The sequence below is a fragment of the Duganella sp. LjRoot269 genome (assembly GCF_964254095.1).
GTDB lineage: Bacteria > Pseudomonadota > Gammaproteobacteria > Burkholderiales > Burkholderiaceae_D > Rugamonas > Rugamonas hordei.
Window position 1 is genome coordinate 1 of record NZ_CAXUSL020000002.1, and the last position, 19,757, is coordinate 19,757.

The following is a 19,757-nucleotide window of genomic DNA, read 5'->3' on the forward strand; positions in this document are numbered from 1 at the left end:
TCAGGTGTTGGCGCGTGCCCGGCGCCGTCGGCGGCCGGCCAGCAGCAGGATCGTGCCTGGGCGTGGTGCTGGCCAGCGTCGGTACCGCGGCGCGCCGGCGGCGCGTGCGCGGCGGCCGCCATCGACCTGGTGCTGCAGCTGAAGGAGGCGCCGGCCGGGCGCCGAGCTGGCGGAGCAGGTGGGCCAGCAGCTGGTGATGGCCGTGGCCAGCGCCGCGCCGCGCGCGCCGGCGGCGATCGCGGATCTGGCCACACGGTCCCCATCATCCCTTTTTTCACGGTGACAATGTGTGAGTTTTCTCCGTGGAAAATTTGCTATCTTTGACCGCTTTCGACCAAACAGTCGTTAATCCAAAGAAACGAATTGTCGTCTAAAAAAGGGTAAAAAGATGAGCAAGCTCAAGATTGACACTTCTCGCGGCGCGTTATGGCACCGTTGGGATCCGCACATCCATGCTCCAGGCACGGCAATGAATGACCAGTATTCCGGCACAGATCCTTGGTCTGAGTTTATTTCGCGGGTCGACAATCAGGACCCGCCGATCCGGGTGCTAGGTATCACAGACTACTTTCTCGTCGACACGTACGAGAAAGCGCTTCAGGCGAAGGCTGCGGGGAATCTCTCGGGTGTTGAACTCATATTCCCAAATGTTGAAATCCGGCTGTCTGTAGGCACTGGGAGCAACTCGGCAATTAATGCGCATCTCCTATTCTCTCCAGAAGACAAGGATCACCTCGAACGCATCCGGCGCCTCATGGCGAGCTTCAAGTTTCGTTATCAGAAGGACGAGTTTCGTTGCGAGCGATCGGAATTGATCCGGCTCGGGCGCGCCCATGACTCGTCGATCATCGATGAGGGGCCCGCATTGACCGCTGGAGTAAACCAGTTCAAGATCGACTTCGAGGTCCTGCGAGGGACCTGGGAGACGAACGACTGGTTCCGCAGCAACTGTCTCGTGGCAGTGGCCGCCGGCGAGCGCGACGGTACATCCGGTCTGCGCGACGCCAATGGGTCGTTTGCCGCCATGCGAACGAACATCGAAGCTTTCGCGCACGTCATCTTCAGTGGCAACCCCAAGCAGGCGGCATTCTATGCAGGCAAGGGTTCTGTGACACTGGAGGAGTTGAATGAGAAATGGGGCGGGGTGAAGCCATGCCTGCACGGCTCCGACGCGCACGAGCACGATAAAGTCGGCAAACCGGCATTGGATCGGTTCTGTTGGCTAAAGGGCGCGCTGACATTTGAGACGCTGCGCCAAGCTTGTTTGAACCCGGACGGTCGTGCGTTCATCGGCAAGGAGCCACCATGCGGGGCACTGCCCAGCAATGCGATCCGCACGGTCTCCGTTAGCAACGCGCCCTGGATGTCGCCATCGTCTATCGAGCTAAATCCCGGCCTAATTGCCATTATCGGAGCACGCGGCTCCGGCAAGACAGCACTGGCAGACTTCATTGCTATGGGTGGCATGGGGGTCCAGGCGCACTTGAGCGACAAGTCATTCTTGCGCCGGGCCGCCGACCACCTCCATCAATCTGAGGCGAAGCTGATCTGGGAGTCCGACGAAATCACTTGCAACTCGTTCTCCGGGGTTGAAGCGGAAGACCTGCTGGACGTACCCCATGTACAGTATCTGTCCCAGCAGTTCGTCGACCAACTCTGCTCGTCTGAAGGGCTGGAGGACCCGCTAGTGCGCGAAATCGAACGCGTGGTGTTCGAGGCACACGGTGAAGCAGACCGCCTGAACGCGATCTCCTTCGAAGAACTCTTGTGCATTCGTTTGGAGGGGGCACGCACGGCCAGGAATCGCCAAGTGGAAGCGATCTCCCGGGCATCGGAAGCGATGACGATTGAACAAGCCCGGAAGGATGGCCTCGCGGCGTTGAATAAGCAGCGTGACGAGAAGGTCAAGGCTATTCAGACGGACGAGGCCGACATGAAGGCGCTGATGCCGAAAGGCAATGCCGATCGGGCAAAGCGCCACGGCACAGTGTCCAAAGCCGTCGAAGCTAAGCGGGCGCTAGTCCTCAAGGCCAAGGTCAGATTGGAGGCACTCCAGCATCTAGCGGCGGACGTCAAGGACCTGCGCGAGCGGGAACTGCCCCAAATGCTCGAAGCTTTGAAGGCCAACCGCGAGGAGGCCGAACTAGACCCTGCGGATTGGGCCAAGTTTGAGCTGGTATTCGCAGGGGACGTGGATGATACCCTGCACCGGTCCTACCAAGGCACATTAGGGCTTCTGCGCACATTGGAGGGTAACCAGGGCACTGCGGCGCCTGTAGCTCCAGCCGATGCGGATGTGCCGTTGGTCGTCGAGGGCGATGACCTGTCAAAACACCCCTTGTCGCTGCTCGAGCGCGAATTGGCTCGCTTGCGCCAGCTCGTGGGGATGGACGCTCAAAACTCTCGGCGCTTCAAGGCCATCAGCGACCGGGTTGCCACAGCGCGGGTCGCGTTGACGAAGCTCGACGCCGAGATCGCAAAGGGGCTGGGTGCGGAAGCGCGCATCGAGACCCTGCGCCAGCAGCGAAGAGATGCCTATGTCGGCGTGTTTCAGGCGGTACTCGACGAGGAGCGTGCACTGACGGAGCTGTACGAGCCACTGAAGGCGCAGATTGCGCTGGCGCGGGGTACGCTCGTCAAGCTGTCGTTTACTGTACGGCGCAACGTCAACCTGGATGCTTGGTGCCAGACCGGCGAGACGCTCCTCGACCTGCGCGCCGCTGGTGCATTCAAAGGAAAGGGCAGCCTACGGGAACTGGCAGCTGCGTCCTTGTTGGATACGTGGCGCAGAGGTGATGCAGCCATGGCCGGCGAGGCACTTCTGCAATTCGTGAGCGTCTACAGCGCAGAGCTTCGAAAACATCGCCCGGAGGACATGGAGGCTAAGGATTGGGCCAGGCGGATATCAGCCTGGCTGTTCAGCACCGACCACATCTCCGTTGGTTATGGGTTGGAGTTTGACGGCGTACCAATCGAGCGTCTCTCCCCTGGTACCCGCGGTATCGTGCTGCTGCTCCTATATCTGGCGGTCGACACGCAGGATGATCGACCGCTGATCGTCGACCAGCCGGAGGAGAATCTCGATCCGCAATCGATCTACGACGAGCTCGTCGTAGAGTTCCAGCGCGCCAAGTTACGCCGACAAGTGATCATTGTTACCCACAACGCGAATTTGGTTGTCAACACCGACGCCGACCAAGTGATCGTGGCGCGCTGCGGCAGTCATGAACGCGGGCGCCTTCCGCACATAACTTACGCTTCCGGTGGCCTGGAGGAACCGACAATACGCGAAGCCGTGTGCGCGATCTTAGAGGGCGGCAAGCGCGCTTTCCAAGAGCGGGCCAAGAGGCTGCGCGTCACCCTATAAGCCCTATGGCTTGTGAGTCCGGTTTGCCGCGGCCAGCAGCTGGTGCGTACCTGGGCGTGGTGCTGACGAGCGCCGGCACCGCGGCGCGCCGGCAGCGCGTGCACGGCGGTCGACGTCGACCTGGTGCTGCAGATGGAGGAGGCGCCGGCCAGGCGCCGAGCTGCTGGTGGAGCAGGTGGGCCAGCAGCTGATGATGGCCGTGGCCAGCGCCGCGCTGCGGGGATCGGGGATCTGGCGTTCTGGACTATGCTTGTCGAATTTCTACTGTGGCGAGAGGCATGCCTCAGCGTTTATACTGATCGGGTATGACATCCAAATGGATGGTTGAAATGCTTGGCTGTAACCACGGAGTAAAAATCACATGAAATTCACTGAAAGTATAGGGCCATTGGTTATTTCTGCATTAATTGCGGTACCTGGCGTAATGGCTTATAAGACATTGCCGATGTCCGTGGCTGCGGCCTGTCTTGAAGCATCTGCTAAAGAATTCAACGTCTCAGTGCATTTCTTGGCGTCCGTGGACCATATTGAGTATGGCAGTGCGAAGCCGGATCAAGCATGCCAACGCTACCCTGCGGAAGCCAAGGCGTTGGCATACGCGCTTTCACAAACGGATGGGGTTCAAGAGCGCGCACTCGCGTTGTTCTATGGTGGAGCCACCGGGTTGCGTGCCTACGACTCCCATGACGAGAGGGCGCAAAAGCCGGTGTCGCGAAAGGACATCGAGCAGATGTTCTGGAAGCCTCTTCGCTAAGACATGACGCCGAGGAAAATATGCGTCTCACGAAATCTTTAAAGGCCGCCATCCGGCGTGCCGGCAGCTCGATTGGGGACCTGGAAGCACTGGCCGGCATTCCTGGAGATGAGACTTCGCGCAGCATTTTCTGGCTGGCCAGACGCGCCGAGGTGAAGGACAGGACCGGCGCCGAGAATCCCGATCCGGCCTTGGTGTTCGATCGCGGGCGTGAAGTGTGTTACAGCCTTGTGGAGTGGCGCGTCTCGGCTGGAGAACTTTGTATTCTGCGAGCAGGCCCATCTGCGGGTGACGTAGCGTTGGCACGGCAATGATCTGGCTTGCTCACGAATCGGAAGAGCATGCAAAGGAATCAGCTGCAGTGCTGGCAGGCTTGGGCTTTCGCGCCTGCAAGTTGCTCGCCGATTCGGTAGTCACGACAGGGGTGACGCGGAAGCGGCTCTCGAAAGCTGCGCACGACCTTGAATCGGCGGGCTTCTTGTTTGTACGCGACGTCGGCGATTCCTGGGAGCCTGTATTCCAACTGACTCCGTCGCTCGCCGGCGAAGAGGCCCTGCAAGTGCTTGAAGAAACGTGAGGAGGGGAACCGTGGCCGATTTGCATTTAAATCTAAAAGGCGAATACTTCGACCAGATCAAGGCCGGGACTAAGCTGTTTGAGTTCCGGGCGAAATCTACTTGGGCGAAACGCTTGGAAGGCAAACAGTTCGACAGCATTATCATCAAGCGAGGCTACCCTAGCACAGGTGACGCAGAACGTATTATCCGTCGTCCTTGGCGTGGCTTCGATGTGCGGACCATTACGCATCCGCACTTCGGCGTGGATCCGATTGAGGTCTACGCAATCCGCGTGAACTGAAGGACACGAGGGCCATGATCTCAATTAACGCCGGCAGTGTGCCGCGCAAAAAACCGGAGCACCCCATGAATATGACACCACAACAGATCGCGGCGAAGCCGGCCGGTGAGGACCAGATCACTCGCGCTCAAGAAATTGCCGGCGCATCGCCGGTACTGCAAGAGCGTCTCAGCACTTTCCTGGCATCCGGGCCGACACGCGGCGAGATGGCGGACTTCCTTAGCTCACTTCGCTCTACGGCTGCAGAAGATCTGCTCAAGGAGAGGATCGAGGCAATATGCAGGGTCGCCGGGATTGAACAACCATCGGGCTCGGACCGTTTGATGGCGATGCAGATTGGTCTCATCCAGGAGCAGAACACGATTCTGCAGAATGGCATAGCCAGGACACTCAACCAGATGCGTGTAGACGCAAAAGCCGATAATTCTGATAGTCTTTTTACAGCCTTGCTGGGCGGTACTTTGATAGGCGTGGCGCTCGCGCGTTGACACTTGAGACTATGAATAAGGGACAAAAATGAAAATGCGTTGGACTACGGTAATGAGTGCCGTAAGGAAGGCACTGTGCGACATGAACGTGAATCATGCTTGGCGCACCAATCCCAACCGTGACTATAGCGTGAGCACACGTATGTGCAAAGCCTGCGGTCGATTGGAAATTGCCGACGAAACGCACTCCAAATGGGTATTGGTCCAAGCCAAATCAGAACCCTACGACATCCGTAAATACCTGATTGACACTACATTTACATATTCCGACTTGTCGATACCTTTCAGTGAAAAACGCTTGGCTGTTGACCTCTTGGCTAAGCTTCCATTGGCCGCAACTTGGGAGTCCTTCAACGCGGTACTGCAGTCACACGTTCCGTACTTCAGTAACATCACCGAGACCGATACGCTAGCGCTACGTCAGGTATTCAGCACCTTGCAAGACCAAAAAGTGTACAGCGGCCCAGTAGGCTAGCGCAGCTGAGATAAACTGTATAAACAATTTATAAGGTAAGAGATGGTGAAATTTAATGTGGCTCTCGGTGCTGTGATGTTCTGCTTGTCGGCGTGCGGAAGCTCGGAGAACTACGCGATCAAGGCAGATGATGGTCAACTTGGACTCGGGACAACCATCACGATGACCGGTAAGGCGGGCAGGATCCATTCGGACGTGCTGCCGGGCTATCCGAAAGGCTTGGACGAATCGGTGACGGAGATCGAGCGGACCACCGGACCCACCGGTGGAACTTGGAAGATCGAGACGGAGCATAACATGGTGCTCTCATTCATTGTCGTGTCCGGGGCCTACATTTGCGACTCGTGCAATGCGCTTAGCTTGCCATCCAACTGGCACAGAGTTCAGCCGGGGAAGTGAACCTTTCGATCTTGTCAGTCGGGTGACGCGGCAAATGGAAGCTGAACGTGCGAATTATCCTTAAGGAAGCAACATGGAAAAGAAACTGGCCCCAGTTAAAGCGTTTGAGCAGCGGGGGCAGGCCTTGATTGGAACAGCTGTGGCGTTGGCTGCTGAGAGTTCCGAAATCATCGTGGTGACGCCTTCAAAGGGTGACGCGACCGATGTGGCGCAGCAGCTGGGCTGCCGCATGCCGGACGAATCGCGCATGCGCAACGTAGCCATTTTAGGTGCAGAGAAGTTCGCTGAGATCGAGAGCGTCATCGCGTGCGCGGATCGTGTATTCAAGAAATTCGGGGCGGAGAGCGATTGGGCCGAGTGGCGAGACTTGGGCGATGCATTGCGGGATCTTAAAGCGAGCGGCAAGCCTGCCGACAGTTAGCCGGGATTGGGAAGGTCGAGCTCAGTCGTGTTGCGCTGTTTATCGAAATTTGACCACGTCTACAGGACGTCCGCTACGGCCGGGAGCCGATGAAAAGAACGAAATGACTATTGTCCGTGAAGACTTTGATGTTGTCCGTGTTTCGGTGATGGACGAAATTGCCGCGCTGGTCCTGATGGACCAGGAGTTGCGCAAAATGGGCCCGACGTTCCTGGAGTGGGAGAACCCCGATGCGCCCACATTCAAGATTGCAAAACCGGTGCTGACGGCGGCGGAGATCGCCGCTGGCGCTCTGCTGTCAGCTATCTTCGGAGCGTCAGGTAAGTTGGCGTTGCAGATCGCCAAGGCGCGCGCAGAAGGTTTGGAGGAACTGCGCAAATGCCTTCCGAAGGTGGAAGAGTTGGTGAGACTGGAGATCGGCATCTACTCGGACACGGCTGCTAAAGGCACGAATGTTCGGGACAAGGTTCTCGTGCCTCTCAATCGCTTGATTGCCGCCTGGTCGGAGATGTCAGCCTAACAGGGAGGCATGAGCGGTCGCGTGTGTCCAGGCTCTGCGGCGCGCCAACGGCGCGTGTATGCCTCTCCCAGTCCCACACGATGCGCCGTCGTCGACGCTGAGTTACGCCGCGCGTAGCAACTACACACCCAGCGTGACGCGGGTAGCTATTCGACGCCGTTGGCCGTGCGTAGAGCGTGCCGCGCGCCGCCGCGCTGTTGTCCTGGTACGCCGGCCGACTACTTTCCAGGGATCGCTTTCCATACCAGCAGTCCGACCAGCACCAGGCACGCTGGAAATGGATAGCTATCGATCGCCGCCAACACACCGGGCAAAATCGCCAGCATAGTGATCAGGTCTTTTTTAGGGGGCATCCGAAATCCTTTCTAGATTGTGTATCAGACGGGCGCCTTGCCCATCTCTTCATATTGCGTGGCTCTATTCTGGCGCTCCGGTGACGAGCCCGATCGCGCCACTTTCCATTTCGGCGCACCTCGCCCACCAATGACTCATGATGTCCATCACGACGAGATTCGCGCCAGCGCTTGCTATGCTTTTGTTACGGCGCCTACCATCACGACGGCAAGCCATGCACGGGCCTTTTCCTACTGTGATACGGAACGGCATTCGGTTCCTCTGGTGGGTTTTCCAACCCTCCACGGATAGCATTCTCAGCGGTGCAAAGTAATTCGACCGACGCAGCCAAGTTTTTCTTCGGCGTCGTTTTGCACGCCTTGGGTACAGTGTGCCGCCCCGGAAGAATTTTTTCTTGTGGTGGGTTTTCCTTATCCGACACAATCCCGCGCTGGCACCGCGGCGCGCCGGCGGCGCGTGCGCGGCGGCCGCCGTCGACCTGGTGCTGCAGCTGGATGAGGCGCCGGCCGGGCGCCGAGCTGGCGGAGCGGGCGGGCCAGTAGCTGGTGATGGCCGTGGCCAGCGCCGCGCTGCGCGCTCCGGTGGCGATCGCGGATCTGGCCGTGACCAGGTGCTGGCGTGGGTCCGACGCCGGCGGCGGCCGGCCTGCAGGTGCGTGCCTGGGCGGGGTGCTGGCCAGCGCCGGCACCGCGGCGCGGCGCGCCGTCGGCGCGTGCGCGGTGGCCGCCGTCGACCTGGTGCTGCAGGTGAAGAAGGCGCCGGCCGGGCGCCGAGCTGGCACAGCAGGCGGGCCAGCAGCTGGTGATGGCCGTGGCCATCGCCGCGCAGCGCGCGCCGGCGGCGATCGGGATCCGGCGGTGATCAGGTGCCGGCGTGGGCCCGGCGCCGGCGGCGGCCGGCCAGCAGCTGGTGCGCGCCTGGACGTGGTGCTGGCCAGCGCCGGTACCGCGGCGCGCCGGCGGCGCGTGCACGGCGGCCGCCGTCGACCTGGTGCTGCAGCTGGAGGAGGCGCCGGCCGGCGCCGAGCTGGCGGAGCAGGTGGGCCAGCAGCTGGTGCGTGCCTGGGCGGGGTGCTGGCCAGTGCCGGTACCGCGGCGCGCCGCTGGCGATCGCGCGGCGGCCACCGTCGACCTTGTGCGGCAGGGGATGGAGGCGCCGGCCAGGCGCCGCGCCGGCGGCGGCCGGGAGTCTGGCGGTGTTCAGATCGGTATCTTGTTCGTAGTTGACGGTTGTCGTGGCGGTCGTTAAGCTCGTGGCAAACAGGTTAAGGAAAAATTCATGTTCAAGTTCGTTCACGATGCACAGAGTAGAATAGTTTACCGCTATCCTGCCGTGCCCAATATCAGGGAAACGACTGGCGGGCGTGGGCGCGTGAAGAAGCGAACTGGATGGGACGTCGACATGTGGATCGACATTACCCGTGCGGACAATCGTCTCGTCCTCAACCAGTGGGAACATAAGATCGGGGAGGTTCCGACGCAGTCGTTCGATGCTCGCTATGACCGCGAACAGGCCATCTCCTATTTTCTAATGCATCACGCTCCGCGTGGGGCCGAGATCACAGAGTCCGAGTATGAGCGGCTGCAAGCCGAATACGAGGCAGAAGCTCGATCGCGCCCATAGTGCGCGTAACCTGGCTACCGAGCCGCCCACGGGGCGGCTTTGGCGTTAACAGCGTCGGCATGGTGTCGACCAGAGAGAAAGATGACGATGGATATTTTACATATTGGTGGAGCTGCGGACGGCAGCATGATGGACTTAGATGGGAACGTGATGTCGGCCCGACATTCCTTCAAGCTAGTCGGTGATTTTCCATCGGACGCTTTGCATCATCATGACTACAACCGCGAGATCTACTTGCTCGAGCAGAACGGCGAACAGCCAGAAGAAGGGGTTCAGCTAATGGTGTGGGAGAAGCTTCCGAAGGCTGTCGTCCCTGTGCTAATTGAGGCGCGTTTGGGACGCAAGGTAGTGGTTGATTTCCCTGAGGCGAGCTGAGAGCAGATATGACCAAGACCACGCAACGTCAAATGCGCCAAGGGATCGTCGTCGATGGCGGTCTGCGCGACGTCACCTCGGTGACGTCCTGGTATCGCGCTGGCCATTTCAAATCGACCGAAGCCGCATCCGGAGCGTTCGAACTGGCGTACCAGCAGGCCATGGACGGAATGGGGAAAAGTATCTCTGCCTGGATGGGGATGACAGAGTCCGAGTTCGATGTATGGATGCGGCACAAGACCCTTCCGCCCATGAAGTAGGTTTCACGGAGGTACGCCAGTCAGAGGTGCGGTGAGAGCCGCGCGCGAGCCGAAAGAGCCTGGACTTGAGCAAAATATCACGGGGGAGTGGGAAATGACCGAAGCGTGGGCGGGATGGGGAGTGGTGCAAGCTGGTATCTCGGCGGTGACGGGCCTGGCGGGCGTTTGGCTGGGGGGGCATCTAACCAATAGTCGTGAAGCGGAGCGCGAGGAGTCGGAGCGTCGGCATGCCGCCTGCTATTTGGCGACGCTTGTACTGGCGCACCTCGATCGATTTTCCGAAGGCTGCGTTGATGTCGCGTTCGACGACGGGACAAGCGAAGGGCAGCCAGCTGGGGATCGTGGGTATCACCAAACCACGACCAGCGCCCCCGTTTTCGATCCGCTGGAACTAGAAGTGCAGTGGAATGCAATATCGCCCGAGCTCATGTACGAATTGCTCAATCTTCCGCATCGCACCCGCGAGTTGCAGCGGTATCTGAACATGGATCCCGGGTTTGAAGATCCGCCAGATTTCGTTGAATATTTCTGGACGCGTCAGTGCGAATTTGCGCAATTGGGATTGGATGTGATCGACCTGGCTGTCAGATTGCGCAGTTATGCGGGATTGCCGCCACCATCGCCCGGGCCAAGCGGGCGGCGCCGCGACGAAGTGCTACGCGAACGACGAGACAAACTTGCTCGTGATCGGCGCGAGAATGAAGCACGGCGGGCGGCCGAAGCCATGCCACTGCCTGTGCTGGCCGATGCGGCTCGCCATCACGACTGATGCGCGATATGGACGCTACAACTGCTGAGCCAGGGAAAAAGGTTCGCGCGGACGGCCAGATCAGCGGACTCGCTGGAGAATTTTTTGTCGCGGCTGAGCTGTTGAAACGCGGGCTGCAAACGTCGGTGACGTTTGGAAACGCCAAATCGATAGATCTCCTTGCTCACTGTCCCCAAACAGAACGAGTTTTCATTGTCCAGGTGAAGACCGTGCGAAGCCGGAACTGGTTCCTGTTGAACCGGCAGCGCATCAAGCCCGATCACGTCTACGTGTTTGTGATCCTAAACCGCCCCGGTGCCCAAGTTCAGTATTTCATCCTGCGTGGAACTGAACTATTAGAGAACGATTTGCTATTCGCAAAGGGCTTTGCAGATCCGAAGATGCCAGGAGTCGCCCCGACCTCACTTGCTCGCTTTCAAGACAATTGGGCGGTCTTCGACCCCGCCAAACCGGACGCGCCTGATCAGCAGATTTAGCATGTCCGGCGCCGGCGGCGCCCGGCCAGCAGCTCGTCTGTGCCTGGGCCATGCGCTTGGTGGCGCCAGTGCTTCTGGCGTGCTGGCGGCACCTACCTGGCTGCAGCCGTCGACGATGCGCTGGAACTGAAGAGGTCCAGGTCCTCCGACGGTAGGGGAAGGCCATGGTGGTGCAGGGCTGTTAGCGAAACACCCGGCCGTGCGCCAATTCGAAGGCATCACGGAAGATCAGCACCTCGCGCATGGCATGACGCGTAACGTCTGAAGGGGCGCGTTCAATGGCTTCGAGAAGCACAGTGCGTGTGCACGTTACGGGGCTGTTCTGCAGGAGCCATTTGGTGTACGTGGGATGCTGGTCCAGGTGCTGCTCCCACTCTGCATCCGCCAGGTCGAGCGTCACCTGCGAAGTCGTGCTTGGCCGGAAAGGGATTCCGGACCTGCTGGTGAATTCACGCAGTTCCGCAATCATACGCAGCGACTGTCGGATAACAATGTCGGACGCCTGCCCAACCAGTGCCGCGATTTCGTCTGCGCTGCAAACCATGGTGTCCACTTCCGAAATATGACTCTCGAGGACGGGGCTGGCCGCCACGATGGCGCACCAGTCCTGGTGCACACGTTGGTAGATGGCGGCCTCGCAAGCGAGTCCGATCAGTTGGTTGGATCCACGGGGGAGAGCGTGGTCGTAAAAACTATGTTCTGGCATGGGATTCGTTCAAATGGAAAAGGTCTTGCGGAAAGTGTTGCAAAATAAGCGGCCGTCTCGCAAGGAATACGGCCAGAAAATTAATGTGGTCGGGGCGCGTCCTGCTCCTCCGGGTCGGTGGGATCGGGCCAGAGCGGTTCGGTGCCGCTAGCGGCCAGGTCGGCCAGGTACTGTTCGTGTGCGGCTTGTTCTCCGGCGTCGGCCATATGTACAAGAATTGGTGCCATCCCCGCCGGCGCGTGGCCAGGCCCTGCGGCCTGGGTAGCCTCGGGGGCAGTTTGCAGATCGAGAAGGCTGCGTTGACCGCGGCGCATCGCCAGCAGGGCTTCGGCGCAGAGGACAGCGTCGACCAAGGCGCCGTGCTTCACCCGATGCGCGGTGGGTATTTCCAGGCGCGCACATACCGCATCCAGTGATGCCGGTTTTCCGGGCCAGCGCTTCCTGGCCTCTTTCATCGTGTCGTGCACGCCGGCGATGTACTGTGCGATCGGCCCGAAGCCATGGCGCGCCAACTCGGCGTCGAGCATATCCAGGTCGAACTTCAGGTTGTGGCCGCAGACGATCATTTCCACTACCAGTTCGATGATCTTAGGCAGATAGGCTTTGATGGGGGGCTTGTCTGATAGGAATTCGGTAGTGAGCCCGTGCACCCGCAGGGCATCCGGATGGATCGGGGTACTGCCAGGATTAAAAAACCACTCGACGGTCTTACCGATGCGGCCGTCCACTATCTCAACGTAGCCGAAAGATATGATTCTATCAATTTTTGGATTGAGACCAGTCGTCTCAGTATCCAGGGCGCAGGCCAGTCCCTCAAGAGGATCCAGGTCATGCTCGGGGATTTTAAATGCCGGTTCCATTTGGGGCGAGCTTTCTGTATAGTTCCGTTTTGTAGTCACAAAACGAAACATACACTAACTTAGCAGGCGCGTTTGCAAGTGGCCAATACGACATTTCAGACTGTTTTGAACTTTCCGGCAAACCGACAGGGGCGGGATTTCGTGGTGGGGGATGTGTGCGGCGAGTTTGAATTGCTTTTTCGGCAAATGTCTGCGCTGATGTTCGACCCGTCGAAAGATCGCCTGTTCAGTGTCGGGCACCTGATCGCCTCCAGCTGGTCAATGTCGCAGTGCATCCGTTTCGTCCGCCACCCGGGCGTCTACGCGTTGCGCACGAACATCGAGCAGCAGCTCCTGGATCTGTTCGAAGAGGGGGAGCCCGACGAAGCCTATCTGGCCGACGTGGCGCAGACCTTCGGAGAAGCCGGAGCTTGGTTGGCCGAGTCGAGCCGCGCGCAGCGCGCGCAAGTTGTCGACGCGATGCGCATGCTCCCCTTGGCCATCGGGATCGGAGATCGACAGCCGCAGGTCGGCCTTGTGCATGGCAGCGTGCCTGTCGGCATGGCCTGGCCTGAATTCACCTCTAGGTTGGCAAAGGGTGACGAAGAAAGCTTGTCGGCTGCCCTTTGGGGGAACTCAAAGATTCCTAACGAGCCCGTCGTCGGAGTGAATGAAGTGTTCGTCTGCTATACCCCTGGCTGGGCCTTGGGTTACGAGCGGGTAAATATCCGTCAGGTCATGCCTGGTACGGCTCTGCAGCTATTCCAGCCAGCACCTGTAGGGCTGGTTAAATCATGAAAGGATATGGAATACGGTATGGAACAGATTGAAGATCGTGTAGATAGAACCAAAGACGGTGACCTTGTTGTGAAATTTGCGAAGACTGGCGTCACCAAGCGATTCCAGCGAATCTCCATCAACCACAGCTACCGGGGCGGTGCGAAGAACTTTTCCATCGCGGTATTCCTTGAGGTCGAGGATGAGGGCGCTGTGAATCTGGTGTTCGAAGCGCATGATTTTGACTACGACAACACGCCGAAGTTGCGCCGTTGTGTTGTTGAACGGTTCGAAGATGAAGGTACCGCAAACATCGCGCTTGCCTTGCTAACGGAAGCGATAGGTGGACCAGCGGCCGTTAGGAAGACTGTCGACGAGGAAGATGATCTGGCGGGCATGATTCCGACGCCAGGGCCCCATAAACGAAGCCGGTGGAAATCAACGTTGATCTGGTTTGCATTGTGCAGCGTGTTAATCGGTGGTGGTACCGCAGCGGTCCTGATCGGCGGGAGCGCACGCAGCGTGAGTACAACGGCGCGCGCTGCCGCGGACGGGCCGAGTCGCGCTCCGATTTTGCCCAATCCGACACCGGTGATCGGCCCCCCGCCCACAGTCTTGGCCACTCGGTTTAGTGGCGAGCCGTGCGACGGCAGCGAAGAGCTGTGCACTACGATTAGCACGCAAGGGCCTGCGCAGGCGATGAAGACGCTGGCGGACTTGGTGAAGGCAAAGAAGGATACCTACTACAAGCTGAAGGTCCAGTTGGTTGAAGATGACGTCAGCAATGCTTTCGAAAAGAAGGAATGAAGATGGACATGCGAAAAGACCCATTTGCGGAATACACATATGGTCGGCTGGCCTTGAAGAAGATCGGTTCGATCGATCCAAATTTTCGGCTGTTCAAAGCAGCTTGGCTGGGCAAGGCCAACGAGCGCCAGGTTATGCGGGTTACTGGTGCAACCTTTCGCGAAGCATTGAGCGGTCCGAACAAAGGCCAGCTGTGCGTTAAGGTCGAGGGTTCGGAGCACTCGGCGCTGGTGACCGCGAGCGAGATGGACGAGTATGAGGCCGCGCACCCAGGCCACGCAGATCGCGCGGATGCGAAAGGATCGTATGGACACGCGTAAGTATGTGGCCTTGCTCGCGGCCGGCATCATTTTCACGGCCTGCTCCCCTAAGCAGCAGGTGCAAGCGAATGCGGCAACGCCTTTCGCCGGCCAGGCTGCCAGTTCGTCTAACGCAACAGTCTTTGGCCGGATTACCGACAATGACTGGTACATGGTGGCCACGAGTACACCTGGTGTAAAACCCGTGGTGATCTGGGTTCCGTCCCATTCCGACTGTGAGAAGTCCGCCGGCGAATTCAATCTGAAGTCGGTCGACCCAAAGCGCCAGGGCGAGCCCGCGAAGGCGTGGTGCGCGCAGGGGCGCGAGATCCGGGCCAAGCTCAAAATCTAGCCGACTGAATGGTTCTCGCGGCCGATAGTCGTGGATTCCGCCGCCACAATTGGGCGGTCGGGGACGGTGGTGCAACCGCGCCGCTGTAACCGGAATAAGATGAACCCCTTTGCGAAGGAGTTCATATGGCCGTGCCAAAAAACGGAAAAGCCCACGATAGTATGCAACAATATATCGACCAGCCTGAGACGGTCGCCGGATGGGTCACAGATCAGGCAGTGGTGATGAAGGACGGTACGATGAACGTGACGTCGTACCTTCATTATGGGCATGGTGGCCTCGTCTTGCGCTCTGCGCTTGATCCGATGTCGCCGGAGTCGAGCGAAGGGTTGTGGCGGCGTTGGGATAGCGGCGAGCGATTTGTACCCATGTCCAAAACGGCATGCCAGGTAGCGTATTCGTTGCTCGACATCGCAGGTCTACCGCATAGCGCGCTGAATTTGCATCGTGAACTCGTGGATGGCCTTGCGCACCCGGAAAACATGAACAAGTCCGTCTTCGAAAAACTCCAGGCGCTGGCCGAAAGCATGAACCTCGCATTTGCGATGGGACACGACGCCGTGGACGGCTTCGATGAGCGCCACGCCGAAGTGGCGCGCCTGCTGGATGCCGCACCGTACCAGATGCATCCGGATCATGGCTGCGTGCTCAATGCCGATGTCGAGCGCCTCGACGCCGAGGCAATGGCGACAGTGGATGCCTGCAGATCGTAGGTTGACCCGGCTCCGACATTCCAGGCAGTGAGGTAGGGTGCAACCGCGTCGGGTAGATCGCTCTATGATGGGCTCCTCTACTTATGGAGCCCATATGTCCACCAAACTATCCGCCTTGGCCACTGCATCTCCACTGGAGTTGCTCAGTGGTGACCTAAAGATTGTCGCAGCGAACCTGCAGCGCGCCCAAAAGGAGCTGGAAGCCGCAACGGGCGGCCGGCACTCCTGGTTGGATGCGCCGATTGCGATCGCGAAGGATCGTGCGTTCAATCCGATTCCAGCTGCAGCGGTTGAGCTGCCGCACGTAGTTCTCTGCATGGAGGGGGGAATCATCACCAGCACGCTGGCTGCAACTCCGATTATGGTCACGGTCATCGATTACGATACCGAGGACTGTGTCGATCGAGATGATCTGGTCCTGATACCGCAAGGTGACGGCAAAATGGCAGAGGCTTATGCCAAGGTGGATCAGGCCTTCGTTGATGCCGCACGGACCACTGAGCTGATCGAGGCCGTGGAATCGCCGATACGTGAGCATGAAGAGCATCCCGGTCACAACTGAAATCACTTTTTGAAAGGGGGACCGCATGATCGATTTCGCAAAACTTCGTGATCCAGCCTTCATCGAGCGGGTCCGCGCCGACAGCGAAGCGCGGTCTCAGCGCCAACAGGAGGAGGAAAACCGCATCTGGGCGGCTGTCCGCGCACTTTCCGATCCTGATGTCGAAGGCCAGCTGGCCGACAAGGAACGGCGGTTCGTGAGCAGTTGCCGCAGCCTGGTGTCCCAGCAGCGGGTACTTAGCGAGCGGCAGCTGGAGTGGTTATTTGGCTTGGCCAATCGCTATGCGCCTTCGGCGCAAAGTGATGCGTCGGCGCCGGACGACTTGGGCGATCAAACTTCTTTCCCGTCACCTTGACCTTGGCTACGACGGAGAGCGATTGTCTTTCGATAATGGTAGCGCGGCGGGCCGTCGTGTTCAATGAAAGTCGCGGCTGCGTGTATTCAGCTCCCCTAGCATGTGCGTCAGGTCGACCAGGCGCTTGGCTACTAGGTGGCTGACGCCATTTTTCGATTGCCACTGGCCGTACACCGCCAGCAGGCGCGCGCCCATCACTTCACGCCGCTGTTTTTCCACCAACGACGGCCAGACGATCACGTTCACGTTCCCCGTCTCATCTTCCAGTGTGAGGAACACTGTGCCGTTGGCTGTGGCCGGCCGTTGACGCACCGTCACAAGGCCGCAGCCGCGCGCCAGGCGCGCGTCGTCGTACTGGTGCAGCACGTCGGCTGGCATCAATCGCATTGCGTGCAGGCGCGCGCGCAGATAGCTCAGGGGATGGCGCCCCAACGTCAGTCCAAGTTGTTGGTAGTCGGCCATCGTATTTTCGCTTTCCGTCGGTGCCACCAGTAGCAGATCTTGCTCGGCGATTGCGGCTTCCCGGAGCAGACCGCGATCGGGCGCGCTGCCTGCGGCCACCCACATCGCCTGGCGGCGGTTGCCGGTCAGCGCCGCCAGCGCGTCGGCGGCCGCGAGCAGCTTGAGCTGCTCGGCGTTGAGCACCGCTCGCACGCCCAGATCGTGTACGCTGGAGAACCCGCGTGCCGCGCGTGCCTCCTCGATCCGCCAAGCGGCCTCGCGCTCCATTCCCCTGATCGTGTTGAAGCCTAGCCGCACGCCACGTGCGCCGCCATCCACCGTTTCCAGCACCGCCTCCCAGTGGCTGACCATGACATCGACGCCCCGCACCGCCACACCGTGGCGCCGCGCGTCTTGCACCAGCTGCGACGGCGAATAAAACCCCATCGGCTGGCTGTTCAACAGCGCCGCCAGGAACGCGGCCGGCTCATGCCGCTTCAGCCAGCTCGAGGCGTAGGCCAGCAGCGCGAAGCTGGCCGCGTGCGACTCGGGAAAGCCATATTCAGCAAAGCCGCGGATCTGACCGACGATGCCCGCAGCGAAGGCCTCCGTGTATCCGCGTTCGGCCATGCCGCTCATCAGCTTGGCTTCGAAGTGCTCCAGACCGCCCTTGCGTTTCCACGCCGCCATCGCGCGCCGCAACTGGTCCGCCTCGCCGGGCGTGAAGCCGGCCGCCACCATCGCGATCTGCATCACCTGCTCCTGGAAGATGGGAATGCCGAGGGTGCGTGATAGCACGCCCTCCATCTCCTTGCTGGGATAGACCACCGGATCGACGCCTTCGCGCCGGCGCAGATAGGGATGGATCATGCCGCCCTGGATAGGGCCGGGCCGGATAATTGCCACCTCGATCACCAGGTCGTAAAAGGTGCGTGGCTTCATGCGCGGCAGCATGGACATCTGCGCCCGGCTCTCAATCTGGAACACGCCGATGGTGTCGGCATTGCTGATCATCTCGTAAGTGGCAGGGTCCTCCGCCGGGATATCCCTCAGTTCGAAGCGCTCGCCCCGTTCCGCGCTGATGATCTCCAGCGTTCGCTGGATGGCGCTAAGCATGCCCAGCGCGAGCACGTCGACCTTCAGCAAGCCCACCGCGTCGATATCGTCCTTGTCCCACTGGATGATGGTGCGGTCCTCCATGCTGGCGTTCTCCACCGGCACCAGCCGTGACAGCTTGGAGCGCGCCAGCACGAAGCCGCCGGGGTGCTGCGACATGTGGCGCGGGAAGGACATCATGTGCTCGGCCAGCGCGCCCCACTTTTGCGCAAGAGGCGAGTCGGGATCGAAGCCGCAGCTCACCATCCGCTCGCGCAGTGCGGCCTGGCCGCTCCAGCTGCTGCCGGCGGCGGCGACCTTGTCGACGATGGACAGGTCCACACCCAGGGCACGGCCAACATCCCGTAACACGCTCTTAGGCCGGTACGAAGTCACCACCGCCGTCAGGGCGGCACGCGTGCGGCCGTATTTCGCGGACAAGTACTGGATCACTTCCTCGCGCCGTTGATGTTCGAAGTCGACATCGATGTCCGGCGGTTCGTCGCGCTCCTTGGAGATGAAGCGCTCGAACAGCATGGTGCCGCGCGCCGGGTCGACCTCCGTCACGCCAAGGCAGTAGCACACGGCGGAATTGGCAGCGGAGCCGCGTCCCTGGCACAGGATCTTGCGCGATCGCGCGAAGCGCACGATGTCGTACACGGTCAGAAAATAGTTTTCATAAGCCATCTCGGCGATCAGCGTCAGCTCCTTCTCCAGCAGGTCCTGTACTGTGTCAGGGATGCCCGCCGGGTAGCGCCAGTGCGCGCCCAGGTAGGCCTGCACGCGCAGGTAGGACGTGGCGGTCTCGCCCTCGGGCACGATCTCGTTGGGGTACTCGTATTTCAGTTCATCGAGACTGAATCCGCACAGGTTGGCGAGGCGCACCGACTCCGCCAGCGCAGACACCGTGTACAGGTTGGCCAGCCGCAGGCGCTGGCGCAGATGCTGTTCGGCATTGGGCGCGAGCAGCCGGCCGCAGTGGTCCACCGGCATGCCGTGGCGGATCGCGGTCATGGTGTCCTGCACAGGTTTGAACGAGCGCACGTGCATCACCACGTCGCCGGTGGCCACCGCCGGCAGTCCATACTGGGACGAGATCTGTTCGACGGCCTCGCGATGCTCGTCGTCCGTGGCCCGGCAGTGCAGGGTCATGGCGATGCGCGCGCGTCCGGCCGCGCAGTGCAACAGCCAGGCCGCCTGCTTCGCCAGTTCGTCCACGCCGGCGCCGTAGCGCGGCAGCAGCACCAGCTGGCAGCCGGGTAGCCCGCGCAGCGCCGCCAGATCGGGCGGCGGGGCGGCGATGTCATTGGGCCGCACCAAGTATTCGCCCTTGGGCGCGCGCATGCGCGCGGCCGTGATCAGTTCGCACAGGTTGCCGTAGCCGTCCTTCGTCATGGCGAGGATCAGCAGCGCGAACGGCGCGCTGCCGTCGATCGGCGTGACCCGCATCTGGCTGCCGACCACCAGTTTCAGCCCGGCCGCCTTGGCGGCAATATGGGCCTTCACCGCGCCGGCCATGGTGCATTCGTCCGCTACGGCCAGCGCGCTGTAGCCCAGCTGCTGGGCGCGTTCAACCAGCTGCTCTGGCGACGAGGCGCCGCGTAGGAAGGTGTAATGGCTCACGCACTGCAACTCGGCGTAGGCCGGCAGGATGGTTGAAGGGGCGTCCATG

The 19,757-nt window shown here is 60.3% G+C and carries 28 protein-coding genes; 22 read left to right on the forward strand and 6 right to left on the reverse strand.

The window, feature by feature from the left end:
- Positions 1-252: a hypothetical protein gene (locus tag ACSQ3S_RS32610; protein ID WP_436145107.1), complete on the reverse strand. Its 252-nt coding sequence runs from the start codon at positions 250-252 to the stop codon at positions 1-3.
- 136 nt (positions 253-388) lie between these two features.
- Between ACSQ3S_RS32610 and ACSQ3S_RS32615 the strand changes: the two genes are divergently transcribed.
- The 10 genes from ACSQ3S_RS32615 to ACSQ3S_RS32660 all read left to right on the forward strand — a co-directional run bounded on the left by ACSQ3S_RS32615 (position 389) and on the right by ACSQ3S_RS32660 (position 7,282).
- Positions 389-3,367, forward strand: coding sequence for a TrlF family AAA-like ATPase (locus tag ACSQ3S_RS32615; protein ID WP_436145108.1), 2,979 nt, complete (start codon positions 389-391; stop codon positions 3,365-3,367).
- Positions 3,368-3,728: 361 nt separating this feature from the next.
- Positions 3,729-4,121, forward strand: coding sequence for a hypothetical protein (locus tag ACSQ3S_RS32620; protein WP_436145109.1), 393 nt, complete (start codon positions 3,729-3,731; stop codon positions 4,119-4,121).
- A 20-nt stretch (positions 4,122-4,141) separates the two neighbouring features.
- Entirely contained in the window at positions 4,142-4,435 is a 294-nt protein-coding gene (locus ACSQ3S_RS32625) for a hypothetical protein (RefSeq protein WP_436145110.1), read from the forward strand.
- Positions 4,432-4,698, forward strand: coding sequence for a hypothetical protein (locus ACSQ3S_RS32630; protein WP_436145111.1), 267 nt, complete (start codon positions 4,432-4,434; stop codon positions 4,696-4,698). Before ACSQ3S_RS32625 ends, ACSQ3S_RS32630 begins: the two co-directional genes overlap by 4 nt.
- Positions 4,699-4,709: 11 nt before the next feature.
- Positions 4,710-4,979, forward strand: coding sequence for an ASCH domain-containing protein (locus ACSQ3S_RS32635; protein ID WP_436145112.1), 270 nt, complete (start codon positions 4,710-4,712; stop codon positions 4,977-4,979).
- Between the two features lie 14 nt (positions 4,980-4,993).
- Positions 4,994-5,467 (forward strand): hypothetical protein, encoded by a 474-nt coding sequence (locus ACSQ3S_RS32640; RefSeq protein ID WP_436145113.1) that lies wholly within the window; start codon positions 4,994-4,996, stop codon positions 5,465-5,467.
- A gap of 82 nt (positions 5,468-5,549) precedes the next feature.
- Positions 5,550-5,942: a hypothetical protein gene (locus ACSQ3S_RS32645; protein WP_436145114.1), complete on the forward strand. Its 393-nt coding sequence runs from the start codon at positions 5,550-5,552 to the stop codon at positions 5,940-5,942.
- Between the two features lie 42 nt (positions 5,943-5,984).
- The gene (locus ACSQ3S_RS32650; RefSeq protein WP_436145115.1) at positions 5,985-6,341 is read left to right on the forward strand and encodes a hypothetical protein; all 357 of its coding nucleotides are present in this window, start codon (positions 5,985-5,987) and stop codon (positions 6,339-6,341) included.
- A 73-nt stretch (positions 6,342-6,414) separates the two neighbouring features.
- Entirely contained in the window at positions 6,415-6,762 is a 348-nt protein-coding gene (locus ACSQ3S_RS32655; RefSeq protein WP_436145116.1) for a hypothetical protein, read from the forward strand.
- Between the two features lie 103 nt (positions 6,763-6,865).
- Entirely contained in the window at positions 6,866-7,282 is a 417-nt protein-coding gene (locus ACSQ3S_RS32660) for a hypothetical protein (protein WP_436145117.1), read from the forward strand.
- 218 nt (positions 7,283-7,500) lie between these two features.
- Here the strand turns inward: ACSQ3S_RS32660 and ACSQ3S_RS32665 are convergent, their stop codons facing one another.
- Positions 7,501-7,635 (reverse strand): hypothetical protein, encoded by a 135-nt coding sequence (locus ACSQ3S_RS32665; protein WP_436145118.1) that lies wholly within the window; start codon positions 7,633-7,635, stop codon positions 7,501-7,503.
- 862 nt (positions 7,636-8,497) lie between these two features.
- Positions 8,498-8,932 carry a hypothetical protein gene (locus ACSQ3S_RS32670; RefSeq protein ID WP_436145119.1) on the reverse strand — a complete coding sequence of 145 codons (435 nt, stop codon included), beginning with the start codon at positions 8,930-8,932 and terminating at the stop codon, positions 8,498-8,500.
- Between ACSQ3S_RS32670 and ACSQ3S_RS32675 the strand changes: the two genes are divergently transcribed.
- The 5 genes from ACSQ3S_RS32675 (at position 8,915) to ACSQ3S_RS32695 (ending at position 11,139) form a co-directional block, all read left to right on the forward strand.
- Entirely contained in the window at positions 8,915-9,259 is a 345-nt protein-coding gene (locus ACSQ3S_RS32675; protein ID WP_436145120.1) for a hypothetical protein, read from the forward strand. The genes ACSQ3S_RS32670 and ACSQ3S_RS32675 overlap by 18 nt on opposite strands.
- Positions 9,260-9,340: 81 nt before the next feature.
- Positions 9,341-9,634 (forward strand): hypothetical protein, encoded by a 294-nt coding sequence (locus tag ACSQ3S_RS32680; protein ID WP_436145121.1) that lies wholly within the window; start codon positions 9,341-9,343, stop codon positions 9,632-9,634.
- 8 nt (positions 9,635-9,642) lie between these two features.
- Positions 9,643-9,894, forward strand: a complete 252-nt coding sequence (locus tag ACSQ3S_RS32685) for a hypothetical protein (protein ID WP_436145122.1) — start codon at positions 9,643-9,645, stop codon at positions 9,892-9,894.
- Positions 9,895-9,988: 94 nt separating this feature from the next.
- Positions 9,989-10,663 carry a hypothetical protein gene (locus tag ACSQ3S_RS32690; protein ID WP_436145123.1) on the forward strand — a complete coding sequence of 225 codons (675 nt, stop codon included), beginning with the start codon at positions 9,989-9,991 and terminating at the stop codon, positions 10,661-10,663.
- An 8-nt stretch (positions 10,664-10,671) separates the two neighbouring features.
- The gene (locus ACSQ3S_RS32695) at positions 10,672-11,139 is read left to right on the forward strand and encodes a hypothetical protein (protein WP_436145124.1); all 468 of its coding nucleotides are present in this window, start codon (positions 10,672-10,674) and stop codon (positions 11,137-11,139) included.
- Positions 11,140-11,320: 181 nt separating this feature from the next.
- On the opposite strand, the gene ACSQ3S_RS32700 is transcribed toward ACSQ3S_RS32695, so the two are convergent.
- Together ACSQ3S_RS32700 and ACSQ3S_RS32705 are read right to left on the reverse strand one after the other, a co-directional pair.
- Positions 11,321-11,845, reverse strand: coding sequence for a hypothetical protein (locus tag ACSQ3S_RS32700; RefSeq protein WP_436145125.1), 525 nt, complete (start codon positions 11,843-11,845; stop codon positions 11,321-11,323).
- 80 nt (positions 11,846-11,925) lie between these two features.
- A complete protein-coding gene (locus tag ACSQ3S_RS32705) occupies positions 11,926-12,705 on the reverse strand; it encodes an exonuclease domain-containing protein (protein WP_436145126.1) in 780 nt (259 codons plus the stop codon).
- Positions 12,706-12,783: 78 nt separating this feature from the next.
- On the opposite strand from ACSQ3S_RS32705, the gene ACSQ3S_RS32710 reads away from it, so the two are divergent.
- From ACSQ3S_RS32710 to ACSQ3S_RS32740, 7 genes are all read left to right on the forward strand, one after another.
- On the forward strand, positions 12,784-13,482 hold the full coding sequence (locus ACSQ3S_RS32710) for a hypothetical protein (protein WP_436145127.1): 699 nt from the start codon (positions 12,784-12,786) through the stop codon (positions 13,480-13,482).
- 18 nt (positions 13,483-13,500) lie between these two features.
- Positions 13,501-14,268, forward strand: coding sequence for a hypothetical protein (locus ACSQ3S_RS32715; RefSeq protein ID WP_436145128.1), 768 nt, complete (start codon positions 13,501-13,503; stop codon positions 14,266-14,268).
- A complete protein-coding gene (locus tag ACSQ3S_RS32720) occupies positions 14,265-14,588 on the forward strand; it encodes a hypothetical protein (RefSeq protein WP_436145129.1) in 324 nt (107 codons plus the stop codon). Before ACSQ3S_RS32715 ends, ACSQ3S_RS32720 begins: the two co-directional genes overlap by 4 nt.
- A complete protein-coding gene (locus tag ACSQ3S_RS32725) occupies positions 14,575-14,919 on the forward strand; it encodes a hypothetical protein (RefSeq protein WP_436145130.1) in 345 nt (114 codons plus the stop codon). Before ACSQ3S_RS32720 ends, ACSQ3S_RS32725 begins: the two co-directional genes overlap by 14 nt.
- 125 nt (positions 14,920-15,044) lie before the next feature.
- On the forward strand, positions 15,045-15,632 hold the full coding sequence (locus ACSQ3S_RS32730; RefSeq protein WP_436145131.1) for a hypothetical protein: 588 nt from the start codon (positions 15,045-15,047) through the stop codon (positions 15,630-15,632).
- Positions 15,633-15,726: 94 nt separating this feature from the next.
- Entirely contained in the window at positions 15,727-16,194 is a 468-nt protein-coding gene (locus ACSQ3S_RS32735) for a hypothetical protein (RefSeq protein WP_436145132.1), read from the forward strand.
- Between the two features lie 25 nt (positions 16,195-16,219).
- Entirely contained in the window at positions 16,220-16,549 is a 330-nt protein-coding gene (locus ACSQ3S_RS32740) for a hypothetical protein (RefSeq protein ID WP_436145133.1), read from the forward strand.
- Positions 16,550-16,609: 60 nt separating this feature from the next.
- Here the strand turns inward: ACSQ3S_RS32740 and ACSQ3S_RS32745 are convergent, their stop codons facing one another.
- Positions 16,610-19,756 (reverse strand): error-prone DNA polymerase, encoded by a 3,147-nt coding sequence (locus ACSQ3S_RS32745; RefSeq protein WP_436145134.1) that lies wholly within the window; start codon positions 19,754-19,756, stop codon positions 16,610-16,612.
- Position 19,757: the final 1 nt, after the last annotated feature.